Source organism: Siminovitchia thermophila, from assembly GCF_016909185.1.
Classification (GTDB): Bacteria; Bacillota; Bacilli; order Bacillales; family Bacillaceae_C; genus Siminovitchia; species Siminovitchia thermophila.
In genome coordinates this window covers 97,784-121,649 of sequence record NZ_JAFBFH010000013.1, presented here as the reverse complement: position 1 = coordinate 121,649, position 23,866 = coordinate 97,784, and the positions used below count along the sequence as shown (strand labels likewise).

23 protein-coding genes and 2 riboswitches are annotated in these 23,866 nt (G+C 41.8%); of the genes, 16 read left to right on the top strand and 7 right to left on the bottom strand.

Annotated features, from left to right (window positions below; genetic code table 11):
- Positions 1–144 precede the first annotated feature (144 nt).
- The 3 genes from JOC94_RS10910 to JOC94_RS10900 all read left to right on the top strand — a co-directional run bounded on the left by JOC94_RS10910 (position 145) and on the right by JOC94_RS10900 (position 2,975).
- Entirely contained in the window at positions 145–1,305 is a 1,161-nt protein-coding gene (locus JOC94_RS10910) for an ABC transporter ATP-binding protein (protein WP_077109980.1), read from the top strand.
- The gene (locus JOC94_RS10905; RefSeq protein ID WP_253191849.1) at positions 1,280–2,104 is read left to right on the top strand and encodes an energy-coupling factor transporter transmembrane component T family protein; all 825 of its coding nucleotides are present in this window, start codon (positions 1,280–1,282) and stop codon (positions 2,102–2,104) included. Before JOC94_RS10910 ends, JOC94_RS10905 begins: the two co-directional genes overlap by 26 nt.
- Positions 2,105–2,210: 106 nt before the next feature.
- Positions 2,211–2,975 (top strand): PHP-associated domain-containing protein, encoded by a 765-nt coding sequence (locus JOC94_RS10900; protein ID WP_205179320.1) that lies wholly within the window; start codon positions 2,211–2,213, stop codon positions 2,973–2,975.
- A 424-nt stretch (positions 2,976–3,399) separates the two neighbouring features.
- Here the strand turns inward: JOC94_RS10900 and JOC94_RS10895 are convergent, their stop codons facing one another.
- The 4 genes from JOC94_RS10895 to JOC94_RS10880 all read right to left on the bottom strand — a co-directional run bounded on the left by JOC94_RS10895 (position 3,400) and on the right by JOC94_RS10880 (position 6,726).
- Entirely contained in the window at positions 3,400–4,890 is a 1,491-nt protein-coding gene (locus JOC94_RS10895) for a peptide MFS transporter (RefSeq protein ID WP_077109982.1), read from the bottom strand.
- A gap of 105 nt (positions 4,891–4,995) precedes the next feature.
- Positions 4,996–5,223 carry a hypothetical protein gene (locus JOC94_RS10890; protein WP_077109983.1) on the bottom strand — a complete coding sequence of 76 codons (228 nt, stop codon included), beginning with the start codon at positions 5,221–5,223 and terminating at the stop codon, positions 4,996–4,998.
- Between the two features lie 427 nt (positions 5,224–5,650).
- Entirely contained in the window at positions 5,651–6,448 is a 798-nt protein-coding gene (locus tag JOC94_RS10885) for an IS4 family transposase (protein ID WP_083717295.1), read from the bottom strand.
- The gene (locus JOC94_RS10880; protein WP_083717297.1) at positions 6,427–6,726 is read right to left on the bottom strand and encodes a DUF4372 domain-containing protein; all 300 of its coding nucleotides are present in this window, start codon (positions 6,724–6,726) and stop codon (positions 6,427–6,429) included. Before JOC94_RS10880 ends, JOC94_RS10885 begins: the two co-directional genes overlap by 22 nt.
- 969 nt (positions 6,727–7,695) lie before the next feature.
- Here JOC94_RS10880 and JOC94_RS10875 point away from each other — a divergent pair.
- Together JOC94_RS10875 and JOC94_RS10870 are read left to right on the top strand one after the other, a co-directional pair.
- Entirely contained in the window at positions 7,696–8,823 is a 1,128-nt protein-coding gene (locus JOC94_RS10875; protein ID WP_077109984.1) for a SagB/ThcOx family dehydrogenase, read from the top strand.
- The gene (locus JOC94_RS10870) at positions 8,813–10,054 is read left to right on the top strand and encodes an MFS transporter (RefSeq protein WP_077109985.1); all 1,242 of its coding nucleotides are present in this window, start codon (positions 8,813–8,815) and stop codon (positions 10,052–10,054) included. The genes JOC94_RS10875 and JOC94_RS10870 overlap by 11 nt, the downstream gene beginning before the upstream one ends.
- 566 nt (positions 10,055–10,620) lie before the next feature.
- On the opposite strand, the gene JOC94_RS10865 is transcribed toward JOC94_RS10870, so the two are convergent.
- Positions 10,621–10,938, bottom strand: coding sequence for a PepSY domain-containing protein (locus JOC94_RS10865; protein WP_077109986.1), 318 nt, complete (start codon positions 10,936–10,938; stop codon positions 10,621–10,623).
- 142 nt (positions 10,939–11,080) lie between these two features.
- Here JOC94_RS10865 and JOC94_RS10860 point away from each other — a divergent pair, with 142 nt between their 5' ends.
- Together JOC94_RS10860 and JOC94_RS10855 are read left to right on the top strand one after the other, a co-directional pair.
- Entirely contained in the window at positions 11,081–12,151 is a 1,071-nt protein-coding gene (locus JOC94_RS10860) for a M42 family metallopeptidase (RefSeq protein ID WP_077109987.1), read from the top strand.
- Between the two features lie 38 nt (positions 12,152–12,189).
- On the top strand, positions 12,190–12,714 hold the full coding sequence (locus tag JOC94_RS10855; protein WP_077109988.1) for a DUF84 family protein: 525 nt from the start codon (positions 12,190–12,192) through the stop codon (positions 12,712–12,714).
- A gap of 166 nt (positions 12,715–12,880) precedes the next feature.
- Here JOC94_RS10855 and JOC94_RS10850 read toward each other — a convergent pair whose 3' ends face one another.
- Positions 12,881–13,321 (bottom strand): YtoQ family protein, encoded by a 441-nt coding sequence (locus JOC94_RS10850; RefSeq protein WP_077109989.1) that lies wholly within the window; start codon positions 13,319–13,321, stop codon positions 12,881–12,883.
- 127 nt (positions 13,322–13,448) lie between these two features.
- Positions 13,449–13,546: riboswitch (TPP riboswitch) on the top strand.
- A gap of 158 nt (positions 13,547–13,704) precedes the next feature.
- Between JOC94_RS10850 and JOC94_RS10845 the strand changes: the two genes are divergently transcribed.
- From JOC94_RS10845 to JOC94_RS10805, 9 genes are all read left to right on the top strand, one after another.
- The gene (locus tag JOC94_RS10845) at positions 13,705–14,469 is read left to right on the top strand and encodes an ABC transporter ATP-binding protein (protein ID WP_077110008.1); all 765 of its coding nucleotides are present in this window, start codon (positions 13,705–13,707) and stop codon (positions 14,467–14,469) included.
- Positions 14,466–15,218 carry an ABC transporter permease gene (locus JOC94_RS10840; RefSeq protein WP_205179319.1) on the top strand — a complete coding sequence of 251 codons (753 nt, stop codon included), beginning with the start codon at positions 14,466–14,468 and terminating at the stop codon, positions 15,216–15,218. The genes JOC94_RS10845 and JOC94_RS10840 overlap by 4 nt, the downstream gene beginning before the upstream one ends.
- On the top strand, positions 15,215–16,243 hold the full coding sequence (locus JOC94_RS10835; RefSeq protein WP_205179316.1) for an ABC transporter substrate-binding protein: 1,029 nt from the start codon (positions 15,215–15,217) through the stop codon (positions 16,241–16,243). Before JOC94_RS10840 ends, JOC94_RS10835 begins: the two co-directional genes overlap by 4 nt.
- 144 nt (positions 16,244–16,387) lie before the next feature.
- Positions 16,388–17,404, top strand: a complete 1,017-nt coding sequence (locus JOC94_RS10830; protein WP_077109992.1) for a PTS transporter subunit IIC — start codon at positions 16,388–16,390, stop codon at positions 17,402–17,404.
- 1 nt (position 17,405) lies between these two features.
- Entirely contained in the window at positions 17,406–17,723 is a 318-nt protein-coding gene (locus JOC94_RS10825; protein WP_077109993.1) for a thioredoxin family protein, read from the top strand.
- 255 nt (positions 17,724–17,978) lie between these two features.
- A riboswitch (TPP riboswitch) is annotated at positions 17,979–18,070 on the top strand.
- A 179-nt stretch (positions 18,071–18,249) separates the two neighbouring features.
- Entirely contained in the window at positions 18,250–19,527 is a 1,278-nt protein-coding gene (locus JOC94_RS10820; RefSeq protein ID WP_077109994.1) for an acetylornithine deacetylase, read from the top strand.
- Between the two features lie 82 nt (positions 19,528–19,609).
- Positions 19,610–20,428, top strand: a complete 819-nt coding sequence (locus JOC94_RS10815; RefSeq protein WP_077110009.1) for a DUF1444 domain-containing protein — start codon at positions 19,610–19,612, stop codon at positions 20,426–20,428.
- Entirely contained in the window at positions 20,425–21,030 is a 606-nt protein-coding gene (gene ytpR / locus JOC94_RS10810; protein ID WP_077109995.1) for a YtpR family tRNA-binding protein, read from the top strand. Before JOC94_RS10815 ends, ytpR begins: the two co-directional genes overlap by 4 nt.
- Before the next feature lie 322 nt (positions 21,031–21,352).
- Positions 21,353–21,772: a universal stress protein gene (locus tag JOC94_RS10805; RefSeq protein WP_077109996.1), complete on the top strand. Its 420-nt coding sequence runs from the start codon at positions 21,353–21,355 to the stop codon at positions 21,770–21,772.
- A 63-nt stretch (positions 21,773–21,835) separates the two neighbouring features.
- On the opposite strand, the gene JOC94_RS10800 is transcribed toward JOC94_RS10805, so the two are convergent.
- Positions 21,836–23,353, bottom strand: a complete 1,518-nt coding sequence (locus JOC94_RS10800; protein ID WP_139345558.1) for a glycine betaine uptake BCCT transporter — start codon at positions 23,351–23,353, stop codon at positions 21,836–21,838.
- Positions 23,354–23,866 lie beyond the last annotated feature (513 nt).

The following is a 23,866-nucleotide window of genomic DNA, read 5'->3' as shown; positions in this document are numbered from 1 at the left end:
AGCTATTAGTAGCTTAACCACACCGAAACTCTTTGTTAATTTCAATATTAGAAGTTTTGCAAGCAAAAAAGTACGTTTGAGTGCTGAAAATTGAACATTTGTTAGACAGTCTGACATGCGGTTGAGTTATATGAAAAACTCAAAATGCTCCATGAACAATATAAAATGACCATTTTGGTTATTGAACATCACACTGAATTCATAGCGAACTACTGCAAAGAAGTCATTTTGCTGGAAAATGGGGCGGTGAGATGGAAAAAGCCGGTGCGGGAGGCGTTAAACAGTGTCGATGAGTTAATGGCTATGCAAATATATCCGCCACAAGTGACCATTGCCGCGGCGAATTCAAAACGGGATGAGGAGGGACTTTTGCCTGTGACGGTCGAAGAAGCGGCACTGTTTTTCAACGAATGCAAGCAACGTACAACACAACCGCGACCTATCGCTCTTACAAAAAATGGGGAGCCGATGATTGAATTTCAAAACGTTCATTACGGGTATAAGACTTTATCAAGAAAACGAGTGCCCGTCATTAAGGAACTGGATTTAACGATTCGTTCTGGTGAACGCATTGCTTTGGTTGGCAGTAATGGGGCAGGAAAGTCGACCATTCTGAAGCTCATCTCGGGCTTGATGAAACCGTTGGAAGGAGACCTGTTCGTCAACGGTGAATCAACGGCACGTGTATCGCCTGAAAAACTTGCGGAAAAAGTTGCTTATATTTACCAAAATCCTGAGGAAATGTTTATTGAAGACGACATCGAGAAGGATGTGTCGTTTTACTTGAGGGCACGGAAGCGGGCAGAGCTTGAAACTATTTTGGATAAGGTGATGCAGCAATTTTATTTACAGTACATTAAAAGCCGGGATGGCCGTTTATTAAGCGGTGGACAACAACGCCGCGCTTCCTTGGCAATCGGGCTGGCGATGTTGCCAGAAATTGTGTTACTGGATGAACCGACAGCGAGTCTTGATATTGCGACGAAAAAAGAAATGATTGCGATGCTCCATCAGTTAGACGAACAAGTCCAGGCAACGATCGTCGCAACGCATGATATGCAATTAGTGGCGGAATGGGCGTCACGGGTAATCGTACTGAATAAAGGGCGCGTTATCGCGGATACGACACCGTTTGACTTATTTTCTGATGAAGCACTGTTACGGACGGCATCCTTAGTCGAACCACAAATTGTCACGTTATGCCATTGTTTAAAGTTAAACCCGGTTGAGTTGACGATTGATGGCTTTCTCGGCCGCTTTCAGTTGGAGGAGATTGTAAGTGAACGCATTTCAGAAGCTTTTTAATAAGGCCACGATTGAAAACATTAAAATTGAGCTGATGCGAACGGCTTACGGCAATGAGCAAACACCACTTGCGAAGCTCGATCCGCGTGTGTTAATCATATGGATGCTTGTCTTTTCTATCATTCCTTGGCTGACACATAATCTCACCATTTTAATCGGCTTTACTCTTTTCACAGTAGCTCTTGCTTACGTATCAAGAGTAAGTCCGCTGCTTATCTTTTTATTAATCGTCGGGATTATTTCACAATTTACGTACTTAGTGTTTGCAGCAATATTTTTAGGTAATAGTTTTATGGCGCTTGTTGCGATTATCCCGGTTACGTTAAAGGTTGCTTGTGTTTCTTTAGCGACGATGGCTGTTGTGACAAGTATGGATCCTGAAAAGTTCAGTGACGCTCTTTTGAAATTGGGAGTGCCGGGAAAGTTCAGCTTCGGTGTGTCCTATGGTTATCGCATGCTTCCGATTTTAATTGAAGAATATCAAAATATTATTCATTCATTTCGATTGCGGGGAAAGCTGCCATGTAAGCCAGGTTTTTTATACAGGCGTTATATTTTTTATTACATCAAAATGAGTGTGTTGGCATTTTATCCGATGATGCTTAATACAGCGAAGCGCACAAGGACAACAGTGGAAGCACTGGAGGTAAGAGGGTTTAGCTACACGTTGGAAAACAATATCGCGAAGAAATTAAAACTGGATTATTTAAAATTGACGAAGTATGATGGGCAATTTATTGCACTGACGTTTGGCATTACACTTTCCATTTATGTCATCGGTTATTGGATGCCTCTTTGAAAGAAGACTTTTATTTTTTTGGCTGTTGAATCAATCGGGCTGCAAATTGGAGATGTTCGAAGTTTCATTACCAGTTGGCGCGGAATATTAGAAAGGGCGGGTTTTGTTGAATATTGATTTTCATACACATGTGAAATTAGCAAAACGGGTTGATTTTGATCTTTCATTTTTTTATGAGATGGTCTTGAATGCGAAGGACGCGGGCTTAACAGCATTTGCGATGACCGAGCATTTTAATACGAAACACTTTTACGATCTGTATGAGCAGCTTGATCGCCAGTTTGACTACAAAGGCCATTATTTTGATGTCGATGGTTTTAAAGTCTTTACAGGAATGGAAATCGATGTAAAGGAAGTTGGGCATATTTTATTTATCGGACATAGAGCGGATTTGTTAGACATCCGCCATCATCTTGAGCACCATACGAAGAAGGATGCATTTATATCGTTTCCAACACTGCTCGACATGGGGGAATCCTATGATCTTTTGATGATTGGCGCACATCCATTACGGAAATCGACGCCATTGCACCATCATGATCCAGCGTTGCTAAAACGATTGCACGCTTTTGATTTAAACGGGAAAGATATGTTCGAATTCGGTGTTGACAAGATGCAATTGGAAGTGCGGGCATTTGCCGATCAGATTGGTCTTCCAGTCGTTTGTGGCAGTGACTCGCATCATCCGATTCAAATGGGCGTTGTGGAAAATATGCTTCAAAGAGATTGTGAAACGGCGGGTGAATTGCGGGATGTGATTATGAAAAAGCAATATAAGCGCCAGATTTCCCCCATTCTTCAAACGAAAGTGAATGCGGCGAAAATTGTGAAGAGAAAAATGAAAGATGAATATATGGCCTTACAGCAATAATGGTTAAAAGCGGCAGGTAACAAAAATGGGATGTTTTTTGTTATCTGCACTTTTTGTTCCGCCTGAACAGACTGACTGGCCAATATGGCTCTGTATGTTATGTTGTTAAATGAATGGTAGTTTTTCTAATACAATATTGTTTTCAAACCAACCAAAACATGTCGATTCTCCCCCTAAGGAAATAATCGACATGAATTGTCACGGACCTCTGCTTATCTCGATTGTAGAGACGTATATTGCGGGCGTCCGGAAAAACTCAACGTTTCAAGATCGAAAGCGGAACAGTATATGATCTCCCATTTTCATTTTTGATTGATTACCTTTAAAACAGGACAAACTGCCCGCGATTCAACTGTATAAAAAAAGCATTTTTCATCACAACCCGATGTGCGCGTGTTGTGTGCGCAAGCAATTTTTACCGATGTTAACGCACGCCTTTCATATACTTTTGAATCAAAGGAGTAACGATGAACAGAATGATACTTAATAGAATGGCCATTCCGCCAATGACTCCAAAGTACAGCATTTCTGTTTCGGGTTGATAGAATTTTACGATCTGGGCGTTCAGCCCTTGTGCGGCCGCATTGGAAAGAAACCATAGACTCATTGTTTGGGCTGAAAAAGCAGCCGGCGCCAGCTTGGTTGTGGCAGATAAACCAACAGGCGACAAGCATAATTCACCAATGACAACGATCAAATAACTGAGTACGAGCCACATGGGATGGACCAAAGAATGTTCACCGCCAAAATGAGCCGGCAATAAAATGACAAGGAAGGAAAGACCCGCGAACAATAATCCCAAAGAAAATTTTTGGGGGATGGAAGGCTGGCGTTTTCCCAGCTTCACCCATAACCAGGCAAAGACAGGCGCTAACAGTATGATAAATAACGGATTCAATGATTGAAACCATGCGGGAGAAAGATGGATTCCCGCAATCTCCAATTGGGTCCGTTTATCCGCAAAGTTGGCAAGAATGGTTGAGCCTTGCTCTTGGATGGACCAAAACATGACTGAAGCCAGGAACAGCGGGATAAAGGCCAGAACACGGGAACGCTCCACTTCCGTTGTTTTCGGACTGCGGTACATGACAATAAAATAGATGGCTGGAATAAGGAATCCCAATAAACCTACAAGAGCGATAAAAGATTCAATCGTAAGCAAACCCGCCGGGATTGTTACCGCTAACATAATCCCCAATAGAACGACAGCCCCGCCAATTACCATATAGACCTTTCGCTTCTCGGCTGGGGATAGAGGATTGGCGACATATGTGCCTGCCAGCCCCAAGCTTCTCTTTTTCGTGACCAGAAAGATGATAAGCCCAATCAACATTCCGATTGCGGCAAACCCAAATCCTAGGTGAAAACTATAGTTCATAACAGAACCAACAATTAATGGCGACAAGAAACCGCCTAAGTTAATTCCCATGTAAAAAAGACTAAATCCAGCATCACGGCGATCATCCTTTTCACTATAAATATCACCGACCATTGCTGATACATTCGGCTTGAGCAATCCGGTCCCGATCACGATCAGAATCATGGAAACAAAGAACATTGTTATATTTCCCGGAATCGCCAATACAATATGGCCAAACATAATCAATATTCCACCGTAAAATACAGCTTGGGACGTACCGAATATTCGATCAGCTAGCCAACCACCGATAACACCTGACATATAAACGAGCGAACCATAGATGGACATGATGGCAAGAGCTGTCTGTTCATCAAGACCTAGACCGCCTTTGGATACTTCATAGTACATATAAAAAACAAGGATGGCCCTCATCCCGTAATAGGAAAAGCGCTCCCAAAACTCTGTAAAAAAGAGAGTAAAAAGACCTTTAGGATGTCCAAAAAACCCCGTTTGAGGGACGCTTGAAACAATTTTTTGTTTGTCGACTACAGACATTTCTACACCCTCCATTATTGAGTAGGAATAAACAATAGGCGAGATTAACTCAAGATTGTTGATAGAAGGTATTTGTTCCTAATTATACAAATGAATTTACTTAACCTAATTGTAATATCGATAAAATGCGCGTTTGTTTATTTTTTTGCCACTAGAGGTAGCGGAAACTGGATGCACTCCACTGCGAATAGAAGGATTCTTAAAGTCAAAAAAAGCAGGATTTCCTCTATTCATTTCAATTTTTCCTTGATTCCTCAGCCAAAGAGCTTCCGAAACATGTATTTGTCTATCTTGAAGTGGAAAATAGGCAAATTCTTTTGTTTGTTCGTTCATTCATGCAACCACCTAATAAATCAATATTTTTTATTTGGATTCTTTTTTAGAAGTTATGTCCTTTCATCTTTGCCTCTTTAAGATAGGGTACAAAATCTGTTAGTATAGTTACCTTCTTTTCTATCATACTAAATTAGTTTTATCTAGCAAAGTTATTAATTTATTAACACAATGGAAATTGCAAACGGACTTAAGCATATTAAATGGATTCAAATATTATCCGGTTTTATTATGGATTTTTAAAAGGTTCTAGGGGTTGGGCGACGATTCTTCACTTCTACTAGTAAAAAAGAGTAGCATAAATTAATAATAATTTATCACTAGCGTTGCATTAAATAGCTTAAAATAATTTAAATAATATTCTGAATCACACTTTCTTTAAATTCTGCCAAAAGGACAAATCTCAAGCAAAGGTGACGCTGTCCACTTATGTAGGTTGAAGAACTTCCAATAGTTCCTCAAAATCAGAGAAAAGCAAGGCTCTCAACTTTGTGAACAATTGATATAAGGTAAGCCTTGTTTTGGTTTCCAGCCGCAGAAGTAACAGTAAACTATAAGCAATCATGGCGATGTAAAGCTGTTTCCACGCAGCCTGTTCTGTCCGGCTGTGAATATGATTCACCTGCAAATGCTGCTTCATCCATTTGAACATCAGTTCAATTTGCCAACGCGATGCGGGCAGGTCAAATCGGTTGGTTACGATTTGATACAGTTTTCCGGTATCGTTATAAAATTCAACCAGCCTCAAGTGATTTTCCATTTTCTTTTGGGCTGAGCCTATAATAACCAGGGATTCACGGAAACCGTTTTGTTGCAGGTCCTCATAGATGAAGTCCCTGATATCCACCACAGTATTGGATTTTATCCTGGTCGCAAAGAAAATACCATCCTTGCACCACTGGTCAAACAAACGGAAGTCATAATATCCTCGGTCTATCACATAGGTTACACCCGGTTCTGTGATAAAACGTGGCGCTTCAAGCACATCGGACCGTTCCGCAGGTGTCACTGTAAGCTTCTCAGGATGGATATCCTGTTCACTTATAAACTCAACCAGTAAATAAAGCTTGAGTCCGGACTTAGTTGAACGAAACGCGGCCCATTCATACAGGTTGAGGCTGAGTGGAATAGTTGATGAATCCAGAAGCTTTACATTCGGAATATGTCTCTTTCGGCCGACGGAAGCCATGCGAACACGTTGCGTCAGGGATTGCCAGATGTGCAAAAGGCAACCTGCCTGTTTTTTCTCGAAAGTTGCGAGGCGCTGATTGAATCTAAACCCAATTCCTTTTGAAAGGTTTTCATTAATAGATCATCGCTGATTGCCCTTAATCCCTCGCGCTTTTGCATCTGGGCATATAGGAATAAAAGCAAGTACTTTGTGGTAGTCAGTTTCTTTGTATACAGATCTTGTGGGGCATGAAAAGCACCATCGCCAAATAATTGGTCGGTGATGGGCTTCACCCATTTACCAAATGACGTGAATAGTGTATGCTTGTCCATAGGGATATTTCCTTTGTAATGGATTTGGACAGGCTTTCACCTCTCCATCTATTATAAAGGATTTTTTTATTTTTTCGTGTCAAAATTCTGAAACAATAGTATGCAACACTAGTGGATTGAAAGCCGGAGGTAAATGGAAAGAGCGCATGAAAAGATGTCTTGGTTGTGTTTCTTGGCGAGCGTGTGTTCTGTCATTTTCAATGCTTGTAAACTTGTGCAGATTGCTTTAATCCATTGCTTGTACGTTTGTCTGGTTTGTGGAGGAGCTATTAATAGAGATGCCGAATACGTGTCTCAGGGGCAGGAAGACCAAAAGAGTGTCCGGTAAAATAATTAGGAATACTGAACAACCTATATTTTTGACTAAAAAATAGCCATTTTGAGTTTATAGGATAAAAATAGCCGCCCAATAAACAAATGGAACATGGCAACAAGGTATCCGGCAAAACCTTTTCAAGACGTTCCTAGACGATGAGCTCTTCAAGTGCCAGCCGGATAAAAAAAGTCCGGCTTCCCTGTGCGACATCTCCCAATTATTTAATAAGTTATCCTCTGCTTTCGACCAAGAAATGAGATTGTCAAGAATACCAAAAACGATTATTTGGATTTAATCGTCTGCCAAACGGCAAGAAAAATTCATGCGACAAGACAAGTTGATGTGAATGTATTTACGTAGTAGTTTTTAACCATACTAACCCGAATTAAAGCAGTCCAAAAGATTTATTATTTTGTTTTTTTAGAAAAATCACTTTACAAAAAATGCAGAAAATGAGAAAATATCCATATTATCTATAATGGAGGTGGTATCATTGTCTATCTTCAAACCATTTGAAAGTGAGTACGATCAACGTATCAATGCAGAGTACGGTGAAACATCTCCTGAGAATTAAGCAAAATACCAATGGTTGGCATCAATATTCTGCCAGCCATTGGTTCCTTTTTACAGTTAATTAAGTTAGGAGGATGGAAATGTTACTAAAGGTTAACAGTAATATGGCCTTTTTTTGGAAAAACGGGCATTTTATTAGTGATGATTTTATACATCATCAGCAAAGAAGCCTAGATTTTTCAATCTATCCTATTCTTGAATTGTTTTCTAAGTGGAAAGAGGAAAATGAAATTTTTACTTTATTAAATCATACAAACAATTTTTCCGAAGAATTTTTGAAAGATGCTCTTTTTCAGTTAAAAGAGTCAAAAATTTTAATTAAAAGAGATTCCGAAGAACATAAACAGGAAAAAGAACTGGAGTTTTGGGAAAACTGGGGTTTTTCTTGCAAATATTTTCATTATAATACTCGGCTTTTACATAAAGATCAATATACTGATATAAATGACCAATATAAACGATTAAGTGTTAAAAGGAAAAAAGAGAATCCACCTAGTATCTATAAAAATATAGATGGAGCAGAAAAAATCAAATTGCCGTTGCCTTCTTACAAAAGAGAAGCGGGATTTTTAGAAACGTTACTTGGTCGTCAAACAGTACGTTCTTTTAATGAGGAACCTATTACTTTAAATAACCTTTCTACCATGTTATATCTAACTTATGGAGCACAGAGTTGCAAATATGAGATTGGAATAGATAACCTTCTTTTTAAGACTAGCCCTTCAGGAGGATGTAGACACCCAATTGAAGTTTATCCAGTCATATTAAATGTTAATGGTTTAGAAAACGGGCTATATCATTACTCAGTAGAAAATCACGAACTCGAAGTTATACATAAACATGATATGATTGATAAAGTTGTTGATATGGTTGCGGGACAGAATTATGTTAAACGTGCTTCTGTATTATTTTTTTATACAGCTTGTGTTGAACGATCTATGTGGAAATATCAAAGTCCTAGAACATATAGAGTGCTAATGATGGACATGGGACATTTAAGTCAAACCTGTTTTCTAGTAGCAAATTGGTTGGGGCTGGGATGCTTTTTTTCAGGTCACTTAAATGATCAATATGTCGAAGAAGAACTAAAAATCAATTTTGATCAAGAAATTGTACTAGGAGTTTCAGGAATTGGATATAGATCAAATGAATCTCTAGAAATGGGACGGGATTTAAGGTTTGTGAAGGAGTTAAGTAATGAAATTTAAAAAAACAATACTTAACAACAGCAATTTAGTAATAGTACTGACGAGTCAATTACTATTTCAATTAGCATTATGGATTGGACTGATTGGGAATCTACAATTTTTACAAAAAAATGTGGAATCACATCTTTTACAATCTATATTTTTGGTGGCAGGCAGTGTATTTAGCGTAATAATTGGTCCTTATGCTGGCAGATTAATAGATGGTGTAGCCAAAAAACATATTTTATTAACAGTCGGTATATTGAGAATGATTTCTGTTGGATTTATGTTTATTGCGTTAATGACGGAATCCGTTTGGTGGATGTTGGCCTATAGTATTGGTGTAAGCTGTTCAGCTTCATTTTTTGAACCCGCATTACAAGCTATTATAGTTGAAATCACTGAAGAAAAAGAGCTGATTATAGCGAATTCATTGAATTTGAATATTGTAACTCTATCAAGAATTTTTGGAGCAACTATGGGTGGATTATTATTAACTGTTGCTTCATTATATTTACTCTATGCTATTTCATTTGGAGCTTTCTTATTTGTTTTCATGATCACATTTTTATTAAAAATTGAAGATGCTGGCTTTATAAGGGAGAAAAAGAAAAAGGTTGAATTCAAAGAAGTATTTTCAGTAATATCAAAAAGATTTGATATTAAAATGATGCTACTTTTATCTATAATTCCTACCATTTTTATTGCGGGTTTTAATTTATTTATAGTTGAAATTAGTTCTATTCAAAACAATCCTTCTATTAAAGGTGTATTATACGCTGTTGAAGGCATTTCTCTCATCCTTTCCAGCACTTTTATAAGTAAGAAAATTAATCATAAAACCCGTATTTATAGTTTGTTGGTTACTAGTTTTTTTATCGTAATCGTTCAGTTTTTACTTTCATTTTCTAATATTTTGTTATTTCCAATTATCGCTTTTGTATTATTTGGTTTTTCTTATGGGATCTTTAATCCTGTTTTTAATACTCTAAGCCAAGAAACGATTGATAATGAGTTCCATGGGCGTTTTTTTTCGTTTAAATCTATGATTGATAGAACATTATTACAAATATCAATGGTGTCCATAGGTTTATTACTCGATATGATAGGGTTTGAAAAGGTCGTCATTACATTTGGATTTCTTTCCCTTTTTCTATTGTTAACAGTCACAGTTCTCTATTTTAGAAAAGAGCACACCAAGAATAGGAGAGAAAATATTACTTTTCATCATAACTGGAATAAAAAATTGTAGAAGCCGAGAATTTTTGACATAGGAAAAATCGGCTTTAATTAATAACGAAAATTATTTGTGGATGTTTTCCGTATTTTTGGTGTAAATTCCATATATTGAACCAAATTACGAAAGTATGTTTACCGAACATTCATTCAGGGCAGACTTGGAAAAATGTTGTAAAGTTGGATGCCAAAAACCCTATAATCCGGCAAAGTGGATATAACTCCCCCTCCCAAAAATGAAGGGGCAAACATCTCTCATTTATAATGATGAGATGTATTGCATCGCCGGCGAAGGCCCCAATTGGTGCATCATTATGATCGTAAAAATGATGTCAATGCAAAAAGCTGGTGAAATACAGTCTCACAATAAATGTCGACAGTCCAACTTCAAAGAGGAAACCTGACCATATATTGAGGGAGGAATATTTTTAACGGGTGAGTCCCGTTTCGCCCATTTTTCAGCCACCTGCTTTCCAGCTCTCATCATATTTTCCCGGGAAGCGTGTGCTTAAATAAAAGGATGGATCAACGAAACATTTTTTTCGCTGTCCATCCCTTTTTTCGACTATGAATATGTAGTTCTTAATGTGATACCGGGTATACGTCTATAACACTTCCAGTGTACGCGTCAGCGATGAACTCAAACTGTTGTGAATTCCCATTTTGCTTATGGGAAACGCCGCCGCGGTACACCTTTGTTTTAATTCCGTGTTTTTCAAACTCTTCTGGTTTAAACTTAATCCATGATCCGTCCACTTCACCTGTTTGTTTAAAAGCGTTTTTCACATCTGCCAATACTTTTCCTTCTGGTACAAGACAATTTTTTCTTACGGCTTCACTTGCAAAATAGCCCGCAATGACCCCGGCGCCAGCTCCAAGTACAAATGTTTTCCAGTTCATATTCTGCACCTCCAAAATATCACCATACATTAAGTATACAGGAAGAAGACAGGCAGTTCGACCATAAATCACAGGATTCCTATTTCTGACAAAAACGATTTAATGGTAAAATGAAATAAATATCCGAAAAGGGGTTGAAGAATTGGAGAAAGATACACTCGCTCTTTTTCAAACGCTGACGGAGCTTCCGGGCGCACCGGGAAATGAGCACCAAGTCAGGGAATTTATGCGCAAACAGCTTGAGAAATATGCTGATGAGGTAGTACAAGACAGGCTGGGCAGTATTTTTGGGATCAAAACCGGCGACAAATCGGGTCCTAACATAATGGTCGCGGGTCATATGGATGAAGTTGGCTTTATGGTGACACAAATTACAAAAAACGGGATGATCCGTTTTCAGCCTCTGGGTGGGTGGTGGAATCAGGCAATGCTTGCCCAGCGGGTTCGGGTCATCACTGACGACGGGCCGGTAATGGGAGTTATCGGGTCTATTCCGCCGCACTTGCTTACCGAGGAACAAAGGAAAAAACCAATGGAGATCAAAAATATGATCATTGACATTGGGGCGGATGATCGTGAGGATGCCGAAAAGATAGGGATTAAACCGGGACAACAAGTTATTCCAGTCTGTCCATTTATGCCGCTGGCCAACTCGAAGAAAGTGATGGCCAAGGCGTGGGATAATCGTTACGGATGCGGGCTGGCCATCGAGCTGTTAAAAGAACTGCAAAATGAAAAACTGCCAAATATTGTCTACTCCGGTGCTACGGTTCAGGAAGAAGTTGGTCTTCGTGGCGCGGCATCAAGCGCGAATATGATTAAGCCTGATCTCTTCTTTGCACTTGACGCGAGTCCGGCCAACGACATGACGGGAGATGAGAAAGAATTCGGCCACATTGGAAAAGGGGCATTGCTTAGAATTTTTGACCGCTCAATGGTTATGCTTAAAGGGATGAGGGAGTTTGTTTTGGACATGGCCGAAACACATGACATTCCGTACCAATATTTTGTCTCCCCGGGAGGAACAGATGCGGGCCGTGTACATACTTCCAACGAAGGGGTGCCTAGTGCGGTGATCGGGATTTGCGCACGTTATATCCACACACATGCGTCGATCGTTCATGTTGATGACTATGCGGCGGCGAAAGAACTGCTCGTTCGTCTTGTAAAAGCAAGTGATTGGTCGGCAGTGAAGACGATTCGACAACAATAATCGCATTTAGAAAAGATCAGTAGAGTAGGAGTGGCTTTATGATTGTTGCTGTTGGCTCACAAAACAAGGCGAAATTAAAAGCTGTACAGAGAGCTTTTCAAGAACTGGAAATAGAAGCCGAAATTGTGCCGGTCGATGCGCCATCGCATGTAAGTGCCATGCCTTTTTCCGATGAAGAAACGATACACGGGGCCATCCATCGTGCCGAATTTTGTTTGGAAAATAGTAAAGCTGATGTGGCAATTGGCTTGGAAGGCGGTGTTACGGAAGCTACTTTTGGGTTATTTTTGTGCAATTGGGGAGCATTGGCTGAAAAAGGAAAAAAGCCGCTGCTTGCTGGAGGAGCCCGAATTTTGCTGCCGGAGGAAATTGCGGGTCGCCTGCGCATGGGAGAAGAGTTGGGGCCCGTGATGGACGATTATAGCAAACGGAGTGGGATCAGTTCCAATGAAGGAGCAATCGGCATTTTCACGAATGGGCGAATTGAACGGGCTGAAATGTTCAAACATATTATAAAGCTGCTGATCGGGCAAAGAGAAAAGAAACATTACGTCAAGAAGTAGAGAAACGCGCGGGACACAGTTTGTAACTGCTCCCTGCGCGTTTCATATTTTCCGTTAATTATGTCCATGTCCTAAGGATAAGTACAATGTGGACAACCGTTTGTATTCTCATTTCTATTGTCTATTTGCTATCGGTTCTATTCAACAAATTTCAGGTGATAGGGACCTATTCAATAATATATGAGAGCGCTTTTATTGCTTGGTTCACTGTTTCCACTGTTGCGTTAGCTTTTCGGGACAACTCTTTTAACGGATGGTGGAGATTTTCCGGACGGATTAAGATGAGCGGTTTTCCCAATGCGACGGCAGCGCTCGCGTCCATGGCCGTATTCCACTGCTTGTACTTCTCTCCAAACAGGGCAATAACGAGGTCTGATTTGTGCATGAGGACTTGTGTTCTTAGATTGTTAAAGCTGGAAGCTGCCGCGTCCCGGTAGATGGCATTGGGCTGCTCTCCAAGAATTTCTTCACCAATGGCGTCTGAGCGGTCATGATCTTCCATTGGCCCGACAAAGTCGATCGGCAGCTTGAGGGCTTGTGCTTTTTCTTTGATTTCCTCGCGCCATGTGCTGTGGATTTCTCCAGCCAAATATACGGTTAATCTCACGATATTCTCTCCTCCTTTGCATTTACATTTATCATACCATCAACTACGCCTTTTTTCTTGCAAACTCTATTTGCTTTTTTTGAATAAATAGGATATATATATAGGGGCAGGAATGTTAATTACATACGGGAAACACTAGGGGTGCCAAAAGCTGAGAGAGGATTTCCTCAACCCTTTTAACCTGATCTAGGTAATGCTAGCGCAGGGAAGTGGAGAAGATGCGTATTCATATTCTCATGTTTGTTTACGCATGCCTTTTATTAGATGGGTCAGAGCCACTTCTTTTTAAGAAGGGCTCTTTTTTCATGCATGGTGCCTTGTATTTCTCGAAAAAAAAGAAAGGAGGGCTCATAAGCAACCATTTCAAGAAAGGAGTTTTTAAGATGGGTGAAGCTCTTGTTTTTCAACAAGTATCTTTTGCTTATGACTCGAATGTACACCAGGCTGTACTTCAAGATGTCAGCTTTTCAGTGAAAAAAGGCGAGTTTGTAAGTGTTGTTGGTCCAAGCGGTGCGGGGAAAAGTACACTGTTCCGACTTGTATCAGGGCTTGAGAAGCAAAACAGCGGACGCATTTTGGTGAATGGAAAGGAGCTTGCCGACAGGCAAGGGCACGTCGGATATATGTCTCAAAAGGATGGGCTGCTCCCATGGCTTTCAGTCGTTGATAATGCCGCCTTGCCACTTATATTAAAAGGGTTCAGCAAAAAAGAAGTGTGGCCCGAGGTCATTAAAAAGCTGGAAGCATTTGGTTTGAAGGATGTTGAGCATCGCTATCCCGATGAATTGTCCGGAGGGATGCGGCAGCGTGTTTCGTTTCTGCGTGCCTTGTTGGGCGGGTCTGACTTATTACTACTTGACGAGCCATTCAGCGCACTTGATGCCGTTACAAAAACGGTCATGCATGAATGGCTGCTTGATCAATGGGCTGAATCGGGGAGAACCATTTTGTTTATTACTCATGATGTTGAGGAAGCGCTGTTTCTTTCCGACCGCGTACTATTATTCAGCGAAAAGCCGGTAAGTCATTTGGAAGAAATTCTGGTTCCGCTTGACAGGCCGAGGATGGTCGAGGATTTAAAAGATCCTGCTTTCACCGAATTAAAAGAAAAATTATTGCTTGATTTAAGAAAATTGGTGACGTTATGACTTTTTTAAAAAAATACGGCTTATCGATCCTGCTCGTATTATTGCTTTTAGTTGTATGGGAGATTGGCGCCCGCTTATATGGAAAGCCTTTTATCCTGCCATCACCTTTACAAATTGTGGACAGACTGTGGGAACTCAGAAGCGTTCTTTTTGTTGGACATTTGCCGTCCACAAGTCTGATCATGCTGATTGGCCTCTTATTGTCACTGGTGTTTGGTGTCGGCTTATCCATCTGGATGCATAAGAGTGATATTGTAAGGAAGGCGTTTTTCCCTTTGCTTATCGCTTCGCAAACGATACCCATTATTGCGCTTGCGCCGATATTCGTCCTTTGGTTTGGCTATTCCCTTTGGAGCAAAATCGTTGTGACCGTGCTCATCACTTTTTTTCCGATTACGGTTAATACGTTTGACGGGCTGCGGTCGGCCGATATTCACTTAAAAGAAACACTTCAAGCGATGGGGGCCACAAAACGACAGATATTTTATAAGGTGGAGCTTCCGTCGGCATTACCCCATTTCTATTCGGGATTAAAAGTAGCCGTTACATTGAGCGTCATCGGAGCGGCCATCGGGGAGTGGCTGGGAGCTGACAAGGGGCTTGGATACTTTAGTCGAAGAATGATGACACAATTTGATGGAGCCGGAGTGTTTGCGCCAATCGTTCTTTTATCGCTGACGGGCATTATGTTGTTTTTGCTTGTCGCTTGGCTTGAAAAAATAACGATGAAATGGAGAAATATAAAATGAGAAAGAGAATTGTATTCTATTGCGCATTATTCGCTGTAATGCTGCTTTCGGCATGTGGGGGAGAACAGGGGGAAACTGCTTCCAGCCCAGATAAAACGAAGGAAACGGATAAAGAATTACAATCTTTTGACATTATGCTGGACTGGTATCCCAACGCCGTCCATAGTTATTTATATGCTGCAAAGGAAAAAGGTTTTTTTGAAGAGGAAGGACTGGATGTGAACATCCGTTTTCCTGCCAATCCAACGGACCCTATTAATCTGGCAGCTACAGGAGATATTGAACTTGGCATCGGTTATCAATCTGATGTGATAACGGCAAGGGCTGATGGGGTACAGGTAAAATCGGTCGCTGCGATTGTCAGAAGTCCGCTCAATCATATTATTTATTTGAAAGACAGTGATATAAAGAGACCGAAAGATTTGGAAGGAAGAACAGTCGGCTGGCCGGGAACGCCGCATAATGAACCGCTCGTACAAACAATCGTGGAGTCTGATGGCGGAGATATGAGCAAGGTGAAGATGACGGACGTCGGTTTTGAGCTGAATGCGGCGATTGCGACAAAGCGGGTGGATGCGGTTACCGGTGCTTTTATCAATCATGAAGTCCCTATGCTTGCCAACCAAGGAGTAGAAACGGAGCATTTTAATCCAGTAGATTATGGTGTTCCAAGTTACTACGAGCTGGTGTTTGTCACAAATGATGATACATGGAAAGAAAAAGAAGATTCAATCCGTTCTTTTTGGAAGGCAGCTTCAAAAGGGTATGAGTTTATGAAAGAAAACCCGGAAGAAGCGCTGGAAATTTTATTAAACAATCAGGACGATGAAAACTTTCCTCTCAACAAAGAAGTAGAACAGGAAAGCTTGAATATTTTGCTTCCAAAAATGGAAAAGGAAAACGAAGCGTTTGGAAGTCAGTCGGAAGATTTATGGAATGAAGTCATCCAGTGGCTGGAAGATACGGATTATGTGGAAAAAGCTCCTCCAGCAGAGGAGATGTATATCAATATTGTTGAATCATAATCTTTCTATTGGCACCTCCCATTGTGTGGGGGTGTTTTCTTTGTTTATGGGGAAAAATATGAAATAAAAGATAGACAAAAAATACAGTTGTCTTTACACTAGTTAAGTGGACTTGTATTTATTTTTTTACAGGAGGATTTGGCGTTGAAACAATTTCTCGACAGGAAAGGTGTCCATTTAACTGCAAAAGCTTATGTAATTGATGCGTTAAGTTATATGGCGCTCGGACTTTTTTCTTCTTTGATAATCGGTTTGATTATGAAAACGGTTGGTGAACAACTCGGATGGCCATTTTTCGTTGAAATGGGCGAAATGGCGATGGGATTAATGGGGCCGGCAATCGGAGTGGCGATTGCCTTTGGGCTTGGCGCGCCACCTTTAGTCATTTTTGCGGCAGTGGCAACTGGTGCGGCCGGTGCTGAATTTGGCGGTCCCGCAGGAAGTTATGTGGCCGCGTTAATGTCAACGGAAATTGGAAAAATGGTTAGCAAGGAGACGAAAGTTGATATTATTGTTACTCCACTTGTTACTATTTTTACCGGATTTGCCGTGGCAAAGTTCGTGGGAGCGCCCATTTCGACATTTATGACGGTCTTCGGAAGCTGGATCATGTGGGCTACAGACCAGCGTCCGATCGTCATGGGGATAGTGGTCGCCACATTGATGGGACTTGCTCTCACGGCTCCCATTTCCAGTGCGGCTATCGCTTTGATGCTTGATTTGAATGGACTTGCCGCCGGCGTTGCCACGATTGGCTGCAGTGCACAGATGGTCGGATTTGCGGTGGCAAGCTACAGGGAAAATAAAGTGGGAGGTTTGCTTGCTATCGGGATTGGGACTTCCATGTTGCAGGTTCCGAATATTATTCGCTATCCGCTTATATTAATTCCACCGACAGTTGCCGGCATCCTATTGGCTCCAATTGGGGCGACCGTATGGAGAATGACCAGCAATGCCGCTGGAGCCGGTATGGGAACGAGCGGTTTTGTCGGGCAGATCATGACATTTACAACGATGGGATTTTCAACAAGTGTTCTGATCCAAGTCATTGTACTCCATGTTATTGGTCCGGCTGTGATAAGCTTAATCATATCAGAATATATGAGAAAGCGCGGCTGGATTAAACCTGGCCAGATGCTTATAAATGCTGGAGGGAAGTAATATGGAAAAACTGCAATCAAAAGAACAATTTGAGCAATTGAAGAATGAAGAACGTGCCATCTTTATGTTTTCCGCCGACTGGTGTCCGGACTGTAAGGTGCTTGAACCTGTATTGCCGCGGTTAATAGCGGATTATCCGGAATATCATTTCGTATACGTCGATCGGGATGAATTTCTTGAACTATGCCAAGAAATGGATATCTTTGGTATTCCAAGTTTTGTCGCATACCATGACGGGAAAGAAGCAGGAAGGTTTGTAAGCAAAGACAGAAAAACGCTGGAAGAAATCGAGGACTTTATAAACGGCCTGTCTGAGTAAGTGTGAAGGAGCGCTTTTTCGCTCAGCTTTCAGCGAAAGTCGGCAAGAATTCGCCGGAGCTGTTAAACGCTGGACAGTTTTTTTCAAAAGCTTGCGGTTGGAAGGAAGCGTGCTTCACTTTTTTATGTATCGCAATCTCTTTCGATGGCCGAGCGCTTTGTGATCGTTCATGCTTCAATGCGCGGCGCCTTCCGGTATTGTGTACAATCAGTAATATTATGATAAGATAGATGATGATAGAAGAATATTGGAAATATTTTCTGCTGGGGGAGCCTTGACGGCTGAGAAGTAAACCCTTTGAACCTGATCCGGTTTATGCTGGCGTAGGGAAGCAGGCTGCTTTGTCATTGTTTTAAAAGCCGCTGCCTTCCTGCGTGAAGAGCGGCTTTTTTCACGTTTGGAACGTAATAAAGTGTCAGGGATGGAAGTAGCTCTATGTAGTTGACATGCCAGTTGTGACGGGGAATCATCGGCCTAAGGCGCACTCGCCAGGGATTTTCACCATATATAGAAAGGAAGAATCATCATGCTAAGTATACAAAATGATTTGAGCGCAAGTGTTGATCAGAGGCAAAGTGAATTGCTGGATATTTTAAAGGATTTAGTTCGTTATCCAACGGTTAGTCCTCCTGCGAGGAATACGAGGGAAGTCCAACAATATATTGAATCGTTTTTACAGCGGGTACACTTCGAAACAGATAGCTGGGACGTTTACGAGAATGATCCGAATGTGGTTGGGATCAAAAAGGGAACCGAGGGGGAGCGTTACAACAGTTTGATTATCAATGGCCATATTGATGTAGCGGAAGTAGGGGATCAAAGTGAATGGACTGTCCCTGTTTTTGACATGATAACCAAGAACGGTTTTGCTTATGGCCGGGGCGTTGCGGACATGAAAGGAGCAATGGCGGCAGCGCTTTTTGCTTTTAAATTGTTGAATGAGCATGGTATTGAGCTGAAAGGCGATTTGCAATTCCAGTCGGTAATTGGGGAAGAAGTGGGAGAAGCCGGAACACTTTCTTGTATTGAACGGGGATACTCAGGTGATTTTGCCCTTGTCATGGATGTGAGCGATAGTGAAATCCATGGGCAGGGAGGAGTGATAACTGGCTGGATCACCGTGAAAAGCCGTGAGGTTTTCCACGATGCTATGCGTCTACATATGATTCATGCCGGCGGTGGGGTATATGGAGCGAGCGCCATAGAAAAAATGATGAAAATCATTGCCGGGTTGCAGGAATTAGAACGCCATTGGGCGATAACCAAGCACTATCCGGGCTTTCCGGCTGGGGCGAACACCATTAATCCAGCCGTAATTGAAGGAGGAAGGCATCCCGCATTTATAGCAGATGAATGCCGTTTGTGGGTGACCGTTCATTATTATCCGAATGAAACATATGAGTCTGTTACTGCTGAGATCGAAAGCCATATTCGCCGTGTCGCTGAGGCTGACCCTTGGCTAAAAGACAATCCTCCGCAGTTCCGCTGGGGTGGCCGATCCATGATTGAGGAAAAGGGTGAAATTTTTCCGGCTCTGGAGCTGAACGAAAGTCATCCCGCGATTAAGAGGCTGCAGCAGTCTCATCAACACGTATGGCAAACGGCTGCAAAAACAGGGATGTCCAAAACAGTTACGGATGGAGGCTGGTTCCAGGAAGCGGGAATCCCTTCAGCTATTTACGGGCCGGGAACAGTGGAAGAAGCTCATTCCGTGGATGAAAAAATAAACATTGAACAGTTATGCAAGTTTACGAAGACTTTGTTGCATTTCATGGTTGAGTGGTGTAATACGAAAAAAGAGTAAAGCGTTCATTCTTTTAGCCCGTGTCATTTTGATGTATGATGGATGGTAGCGTATTTTACCCAGGGAGGGTCTTTCATTGAAAATGAATGAGCGAAAACTAAAAGAAGAGCTTGAGGCGCGGCTAAGCAAAGAAGGCCGGACGATTACATATGATCGAAAAAAAGAATTATTGCGTGTTGAAAATGCGGAAAATGGCAAAGGGATTGATATTTCCTTGCCGGGAATCGTTGCCAAATGGCATGAGCGCAAGGAAAAAGCGATTGATGAAGTCGTTTATTACGCCGAAGAAGCGCTTGGTGTCATGGATCGGGAACAAGTTGTTGCCGGAAGTGAAAAAAATATTTTTCCCGTGATTCGCTCCACCTCATTTCCCGTTGAATCCGAAGACGGCAATAAGTTTCTTACCGATGAGCATACGGCAGAGACAAGAGTGTATTATGCGCTCGACCTTGGAAAAACATATCGCCTGATTGATGATGAGTTTATACAGAAAGAGGGTCTCGATCCGCACGAAATCCGGGAAATGGCACGATTCAATGTCCGCTCGCTTCCGACGGCCATGAAAAAAGACGAGGTGGCCGGAAACGAGTTCTACTTTCTGAATACAAATGACGGATACGACGCAAGCCGAATATTAAACGAAAAGTTTTTAGAAGAAACGGCAACAAATATAAAAGGGGAAATGGCTGTGGCGGTTCCTCATCAAGATGTTCTCATCATCGCCGACTTGCGGAATGAGACCGGCTACGATGTACTGGCGCAAATGACGATGAGCTTTTTTACAAATGGCCTTGTACCCATTACGGCGCTCTCATTTATATATGAAAAAGGCAAACTTGAGCCGATATTTATTATGGGTAAAAATAGAAGAGTAGACAATGGAAAGGGGAACAATACATGAATGTATTTTATAACCGTGAAGGAATTGGCGATACGTTAATGATCGTGTTGAAGGATGTAGACCGGGAAAAGTTTCAATTTGAACGAAAAAGGGATGCGGTCCGGATCTTTGACGGGGAAACGAATGTAACAGGAGGGTTCAACCTTTTTCACGCATCCAAATACATAGATATTGATGCAAATGGAAAAGTGGAACTGACCGAGCAATTGGTGAAGAACATCGAGAAGGCGCTGGCAGAAAACGGAATGGAAGAGAAGTTGGAAGCAGATCTTTCACCAAAGTTTGTTGTCGGGTTCGTTAAACAGAAAGAAAAGCATCCGAATGCAGATAAACTAAGTGTCTGTCTCGTCGATGTCGGGTCGGAAGAACTGCAAATCGTTTGTGGGGCTCCCAACGTGGAAGCAGGCCAAAAGGTTGTCGTGGCCAAAGTGGGTGCCGTCATGCCAAGCGGCATGGTTATCAAGGATGCGGAGTTAAGGGGAGTGGCTTCCAGCGGAATGATTTGCTCGGCACGTGAGCTCGGTCTCCCAAATGCACCTGAGAAAAAAGGCATTCTCGTATTAGAAGACGATCAATATGAAACGGGTCAAGCCTTTGCATGATTGATAAAATGTGAACAAACAACGAACCCCGTTTGAAATAAAGCGGGGTTTTTTTCATGGGTGATGAAATGTAGAGCGCTGTATGTTATGATGTTAACCGTTGGTAAAAGTTTTCCAAATGGATGATAGAATAGTATATCGTTTTTCTTGTGATGTTTCTAAATCAACTGAGGATGGCTTACATAGAATGATCACGATATACTAGAATCCCGAAATTGGCAATCATCCACATTGGCTGGTTTTGATATACCGGCCGCCTCCAAAAAACTGGCAAATCGCATGGTTGGTAAAGGCCATGAATAGACAAAGGCAGGAGATCAACATGTTAAAAAGGTTAATAGTTGCTGCTGATGGATCCAATAATTCGCTCCGTGCAGCAGAGAAAGCGGCACTACTTGCGCAAATGTCCGAAGGTATTGAAGTAGAAATTATTTACGTAGTAGACTTTTCAAAAGCGAAAAGTGAGGTGCTTCAGAGCCAAAATATTGAAGAATTGGAAGCGGAACGCAGGAAAAAATTGATTCCTGTAGAAGAAGTTTTCAAGAATGCCAACATTTCCCATACACTCACCATGCTCCATGGCGATCCAGGACCGGCGATCGTGGAATATGCCAATAAAAGCTCATGTGATATGGTGATTGTCGGTAGCCGCGGGCTCAATACACTCCAGGAAATGGTGCTTGGCAGCGTCAGCCATAAAGTCGCCAAAAGAGTGAAGGCACCTGTTTTAATCGTAAAATAAATATATAACTTAAAAAGCTGATTTCCCTTAAAGCGGAAATCAGCTTTTTTTGAGTCGCGCTGATTACATTTGTTGCATTTTTTTTCTTCTGGTCAAACCTAACTCGGCCCGCTCTTTGCGCAGAGCCTTGTAAATCGAGAGCATCATTAAAATCATGATTATTGAAAAAGGCAAGGCCGCTATGATAAGCGCGTTTTGCAACGCATCCAGACCGCCGCTGTAAAGGAGAATGGCAGCCATGGCAGCCAGCATGATACCCCAGACGATCTTCACACTGTTTGGCGGTGTTAAAGAACCGTAGGATGTCTGCATTCCAAGTACGAAGGTTGCCGAATCCGCCGAAGTGATGAAAAAGGTTCCGATCAAAATGAGAGCCACTATTGAAAGAATGGCGGAAAAAGGCATTTGATTAAATACAGCAAATAAAACTTCCTCCGTGGCGTATTCTGTTAAATCAATAGCGCCGGCCTGTTGAACATCAATTGCTGTGGAACCAAAGGCCGCGAACCAAATAAAGCTGACAATGACCGGAAGGATTAACACACCAATCATAAACTCCCGAATTGTCCGGCCCTTTGATACACGGGCAATAAAAATGCCGACGAACGGCGACCAAGATATCCACCATGCCCAATAGAAAATGGTCCAGTCGTTTATCCACTCGCGGGAGCCGGGTTCAAGTGGAGCAATTCGCAAGCTCATTTGAATAATGTTTTGGATATAGGCTCCAACGGTATCCGTAAACATGTTTAAAATAAACAGGCTGGGGCCAAGGATAAAGATGAGTACTAATAACACGACCGCCAGTACCATGTTCGTATTGCTCAAATACTTAATTCCTTTACTTAAACCGGACCAGGCAGACATTAAAAACAATGCCGTGACGATGACAATAATGATCAGTTGTATGAGAAAGTTGTTTGGAATGCCCAGCAAATATGAAAGACCACCATTGATTTGCGCAGCGCCAAAACCGAGTGTCGTCGCCACTCCCACAACGGTGACTGTCACCGCAATAATATCTATCAACATGGGAAGTCGACCTCGGGCATATTTGCCTAAAACGGGACTGAGCGTTGCGCTAATCAAGCCTGGTGTTCCTTTGCGGAAATTAAAATAGGCCAGGCAAAGGCCCACCAGGGCATATATGGACCATGCGTGAATTCCCCAATGAAAGAAAGTAAATCTCATTGATTCTTTAATGGCGGCGTCTGTTCCAGGATCAGACATGGGTGGGACATCAGCGTAGTGGGATATAGGTTCGGCAGTTCCCCAAAAAACGAGGCCGATACCCATTCCTGCGGAAAAAAGCATGGCGAACCATGTTGGTTTGGAGTATTCGGGCTTTTCCCCTTCTTTTCCCAGCTTGATGGCACCTACGGGGCTAAAAATGAGGAAAAGACAAAACGCAACAATGACAGTAACCAAGATTAAATAATACCAGCCAAAACTAGAGGTAATCATAGATTTTATAGAAAAAGTAGCTGCTTCAAATTGACTGGGGGCAATTACCCCGAATAAAACCGCAACCAATAGTATGGCTGTTGATACCCAAAAAACACTAGAGACTTTACTCCACAAAACTTTTTCTCTCCTTCCATTTATGGAGATGCTTCGGACTGCTATCAACATGTTTTACCTTAACAATGATGGCGAGGCAATTCAAGGGATGAGAATTTTTAAGAATATTTGAAAAACAGATGCAAATCTATTAAAAAGTGCTTTATGCCATATGTTATCAACTTTAACCGGCAGTAAAGCGCCACTCCAAAAAGTCGAGATAAAATGAAAATGGTAAGTGTAGGATCAACTGCCAGTAAAAGCCCGCTTGGCTTGGATCGGCAAAACGCATCGCACGAAGAAAAAGCCGTAAGTTTTTTCGATGATGTCGCACAAGGGCGGGCGTTTTGATTTACAGGATGACGAGCGCGAGCGAAACGACAGGACAAGGACAGCTCCCTCCACATCGTCATCGCATTAAGAACAATTGTAAGTTTTTTTGATGATCTCGCTGCTTGAGCTTGCCAAAAGCCCGCTTGCGATCTCACTTTGTTCAATTGTTGTCAACGAGAATATAAGCAGATGTTGAGCGAG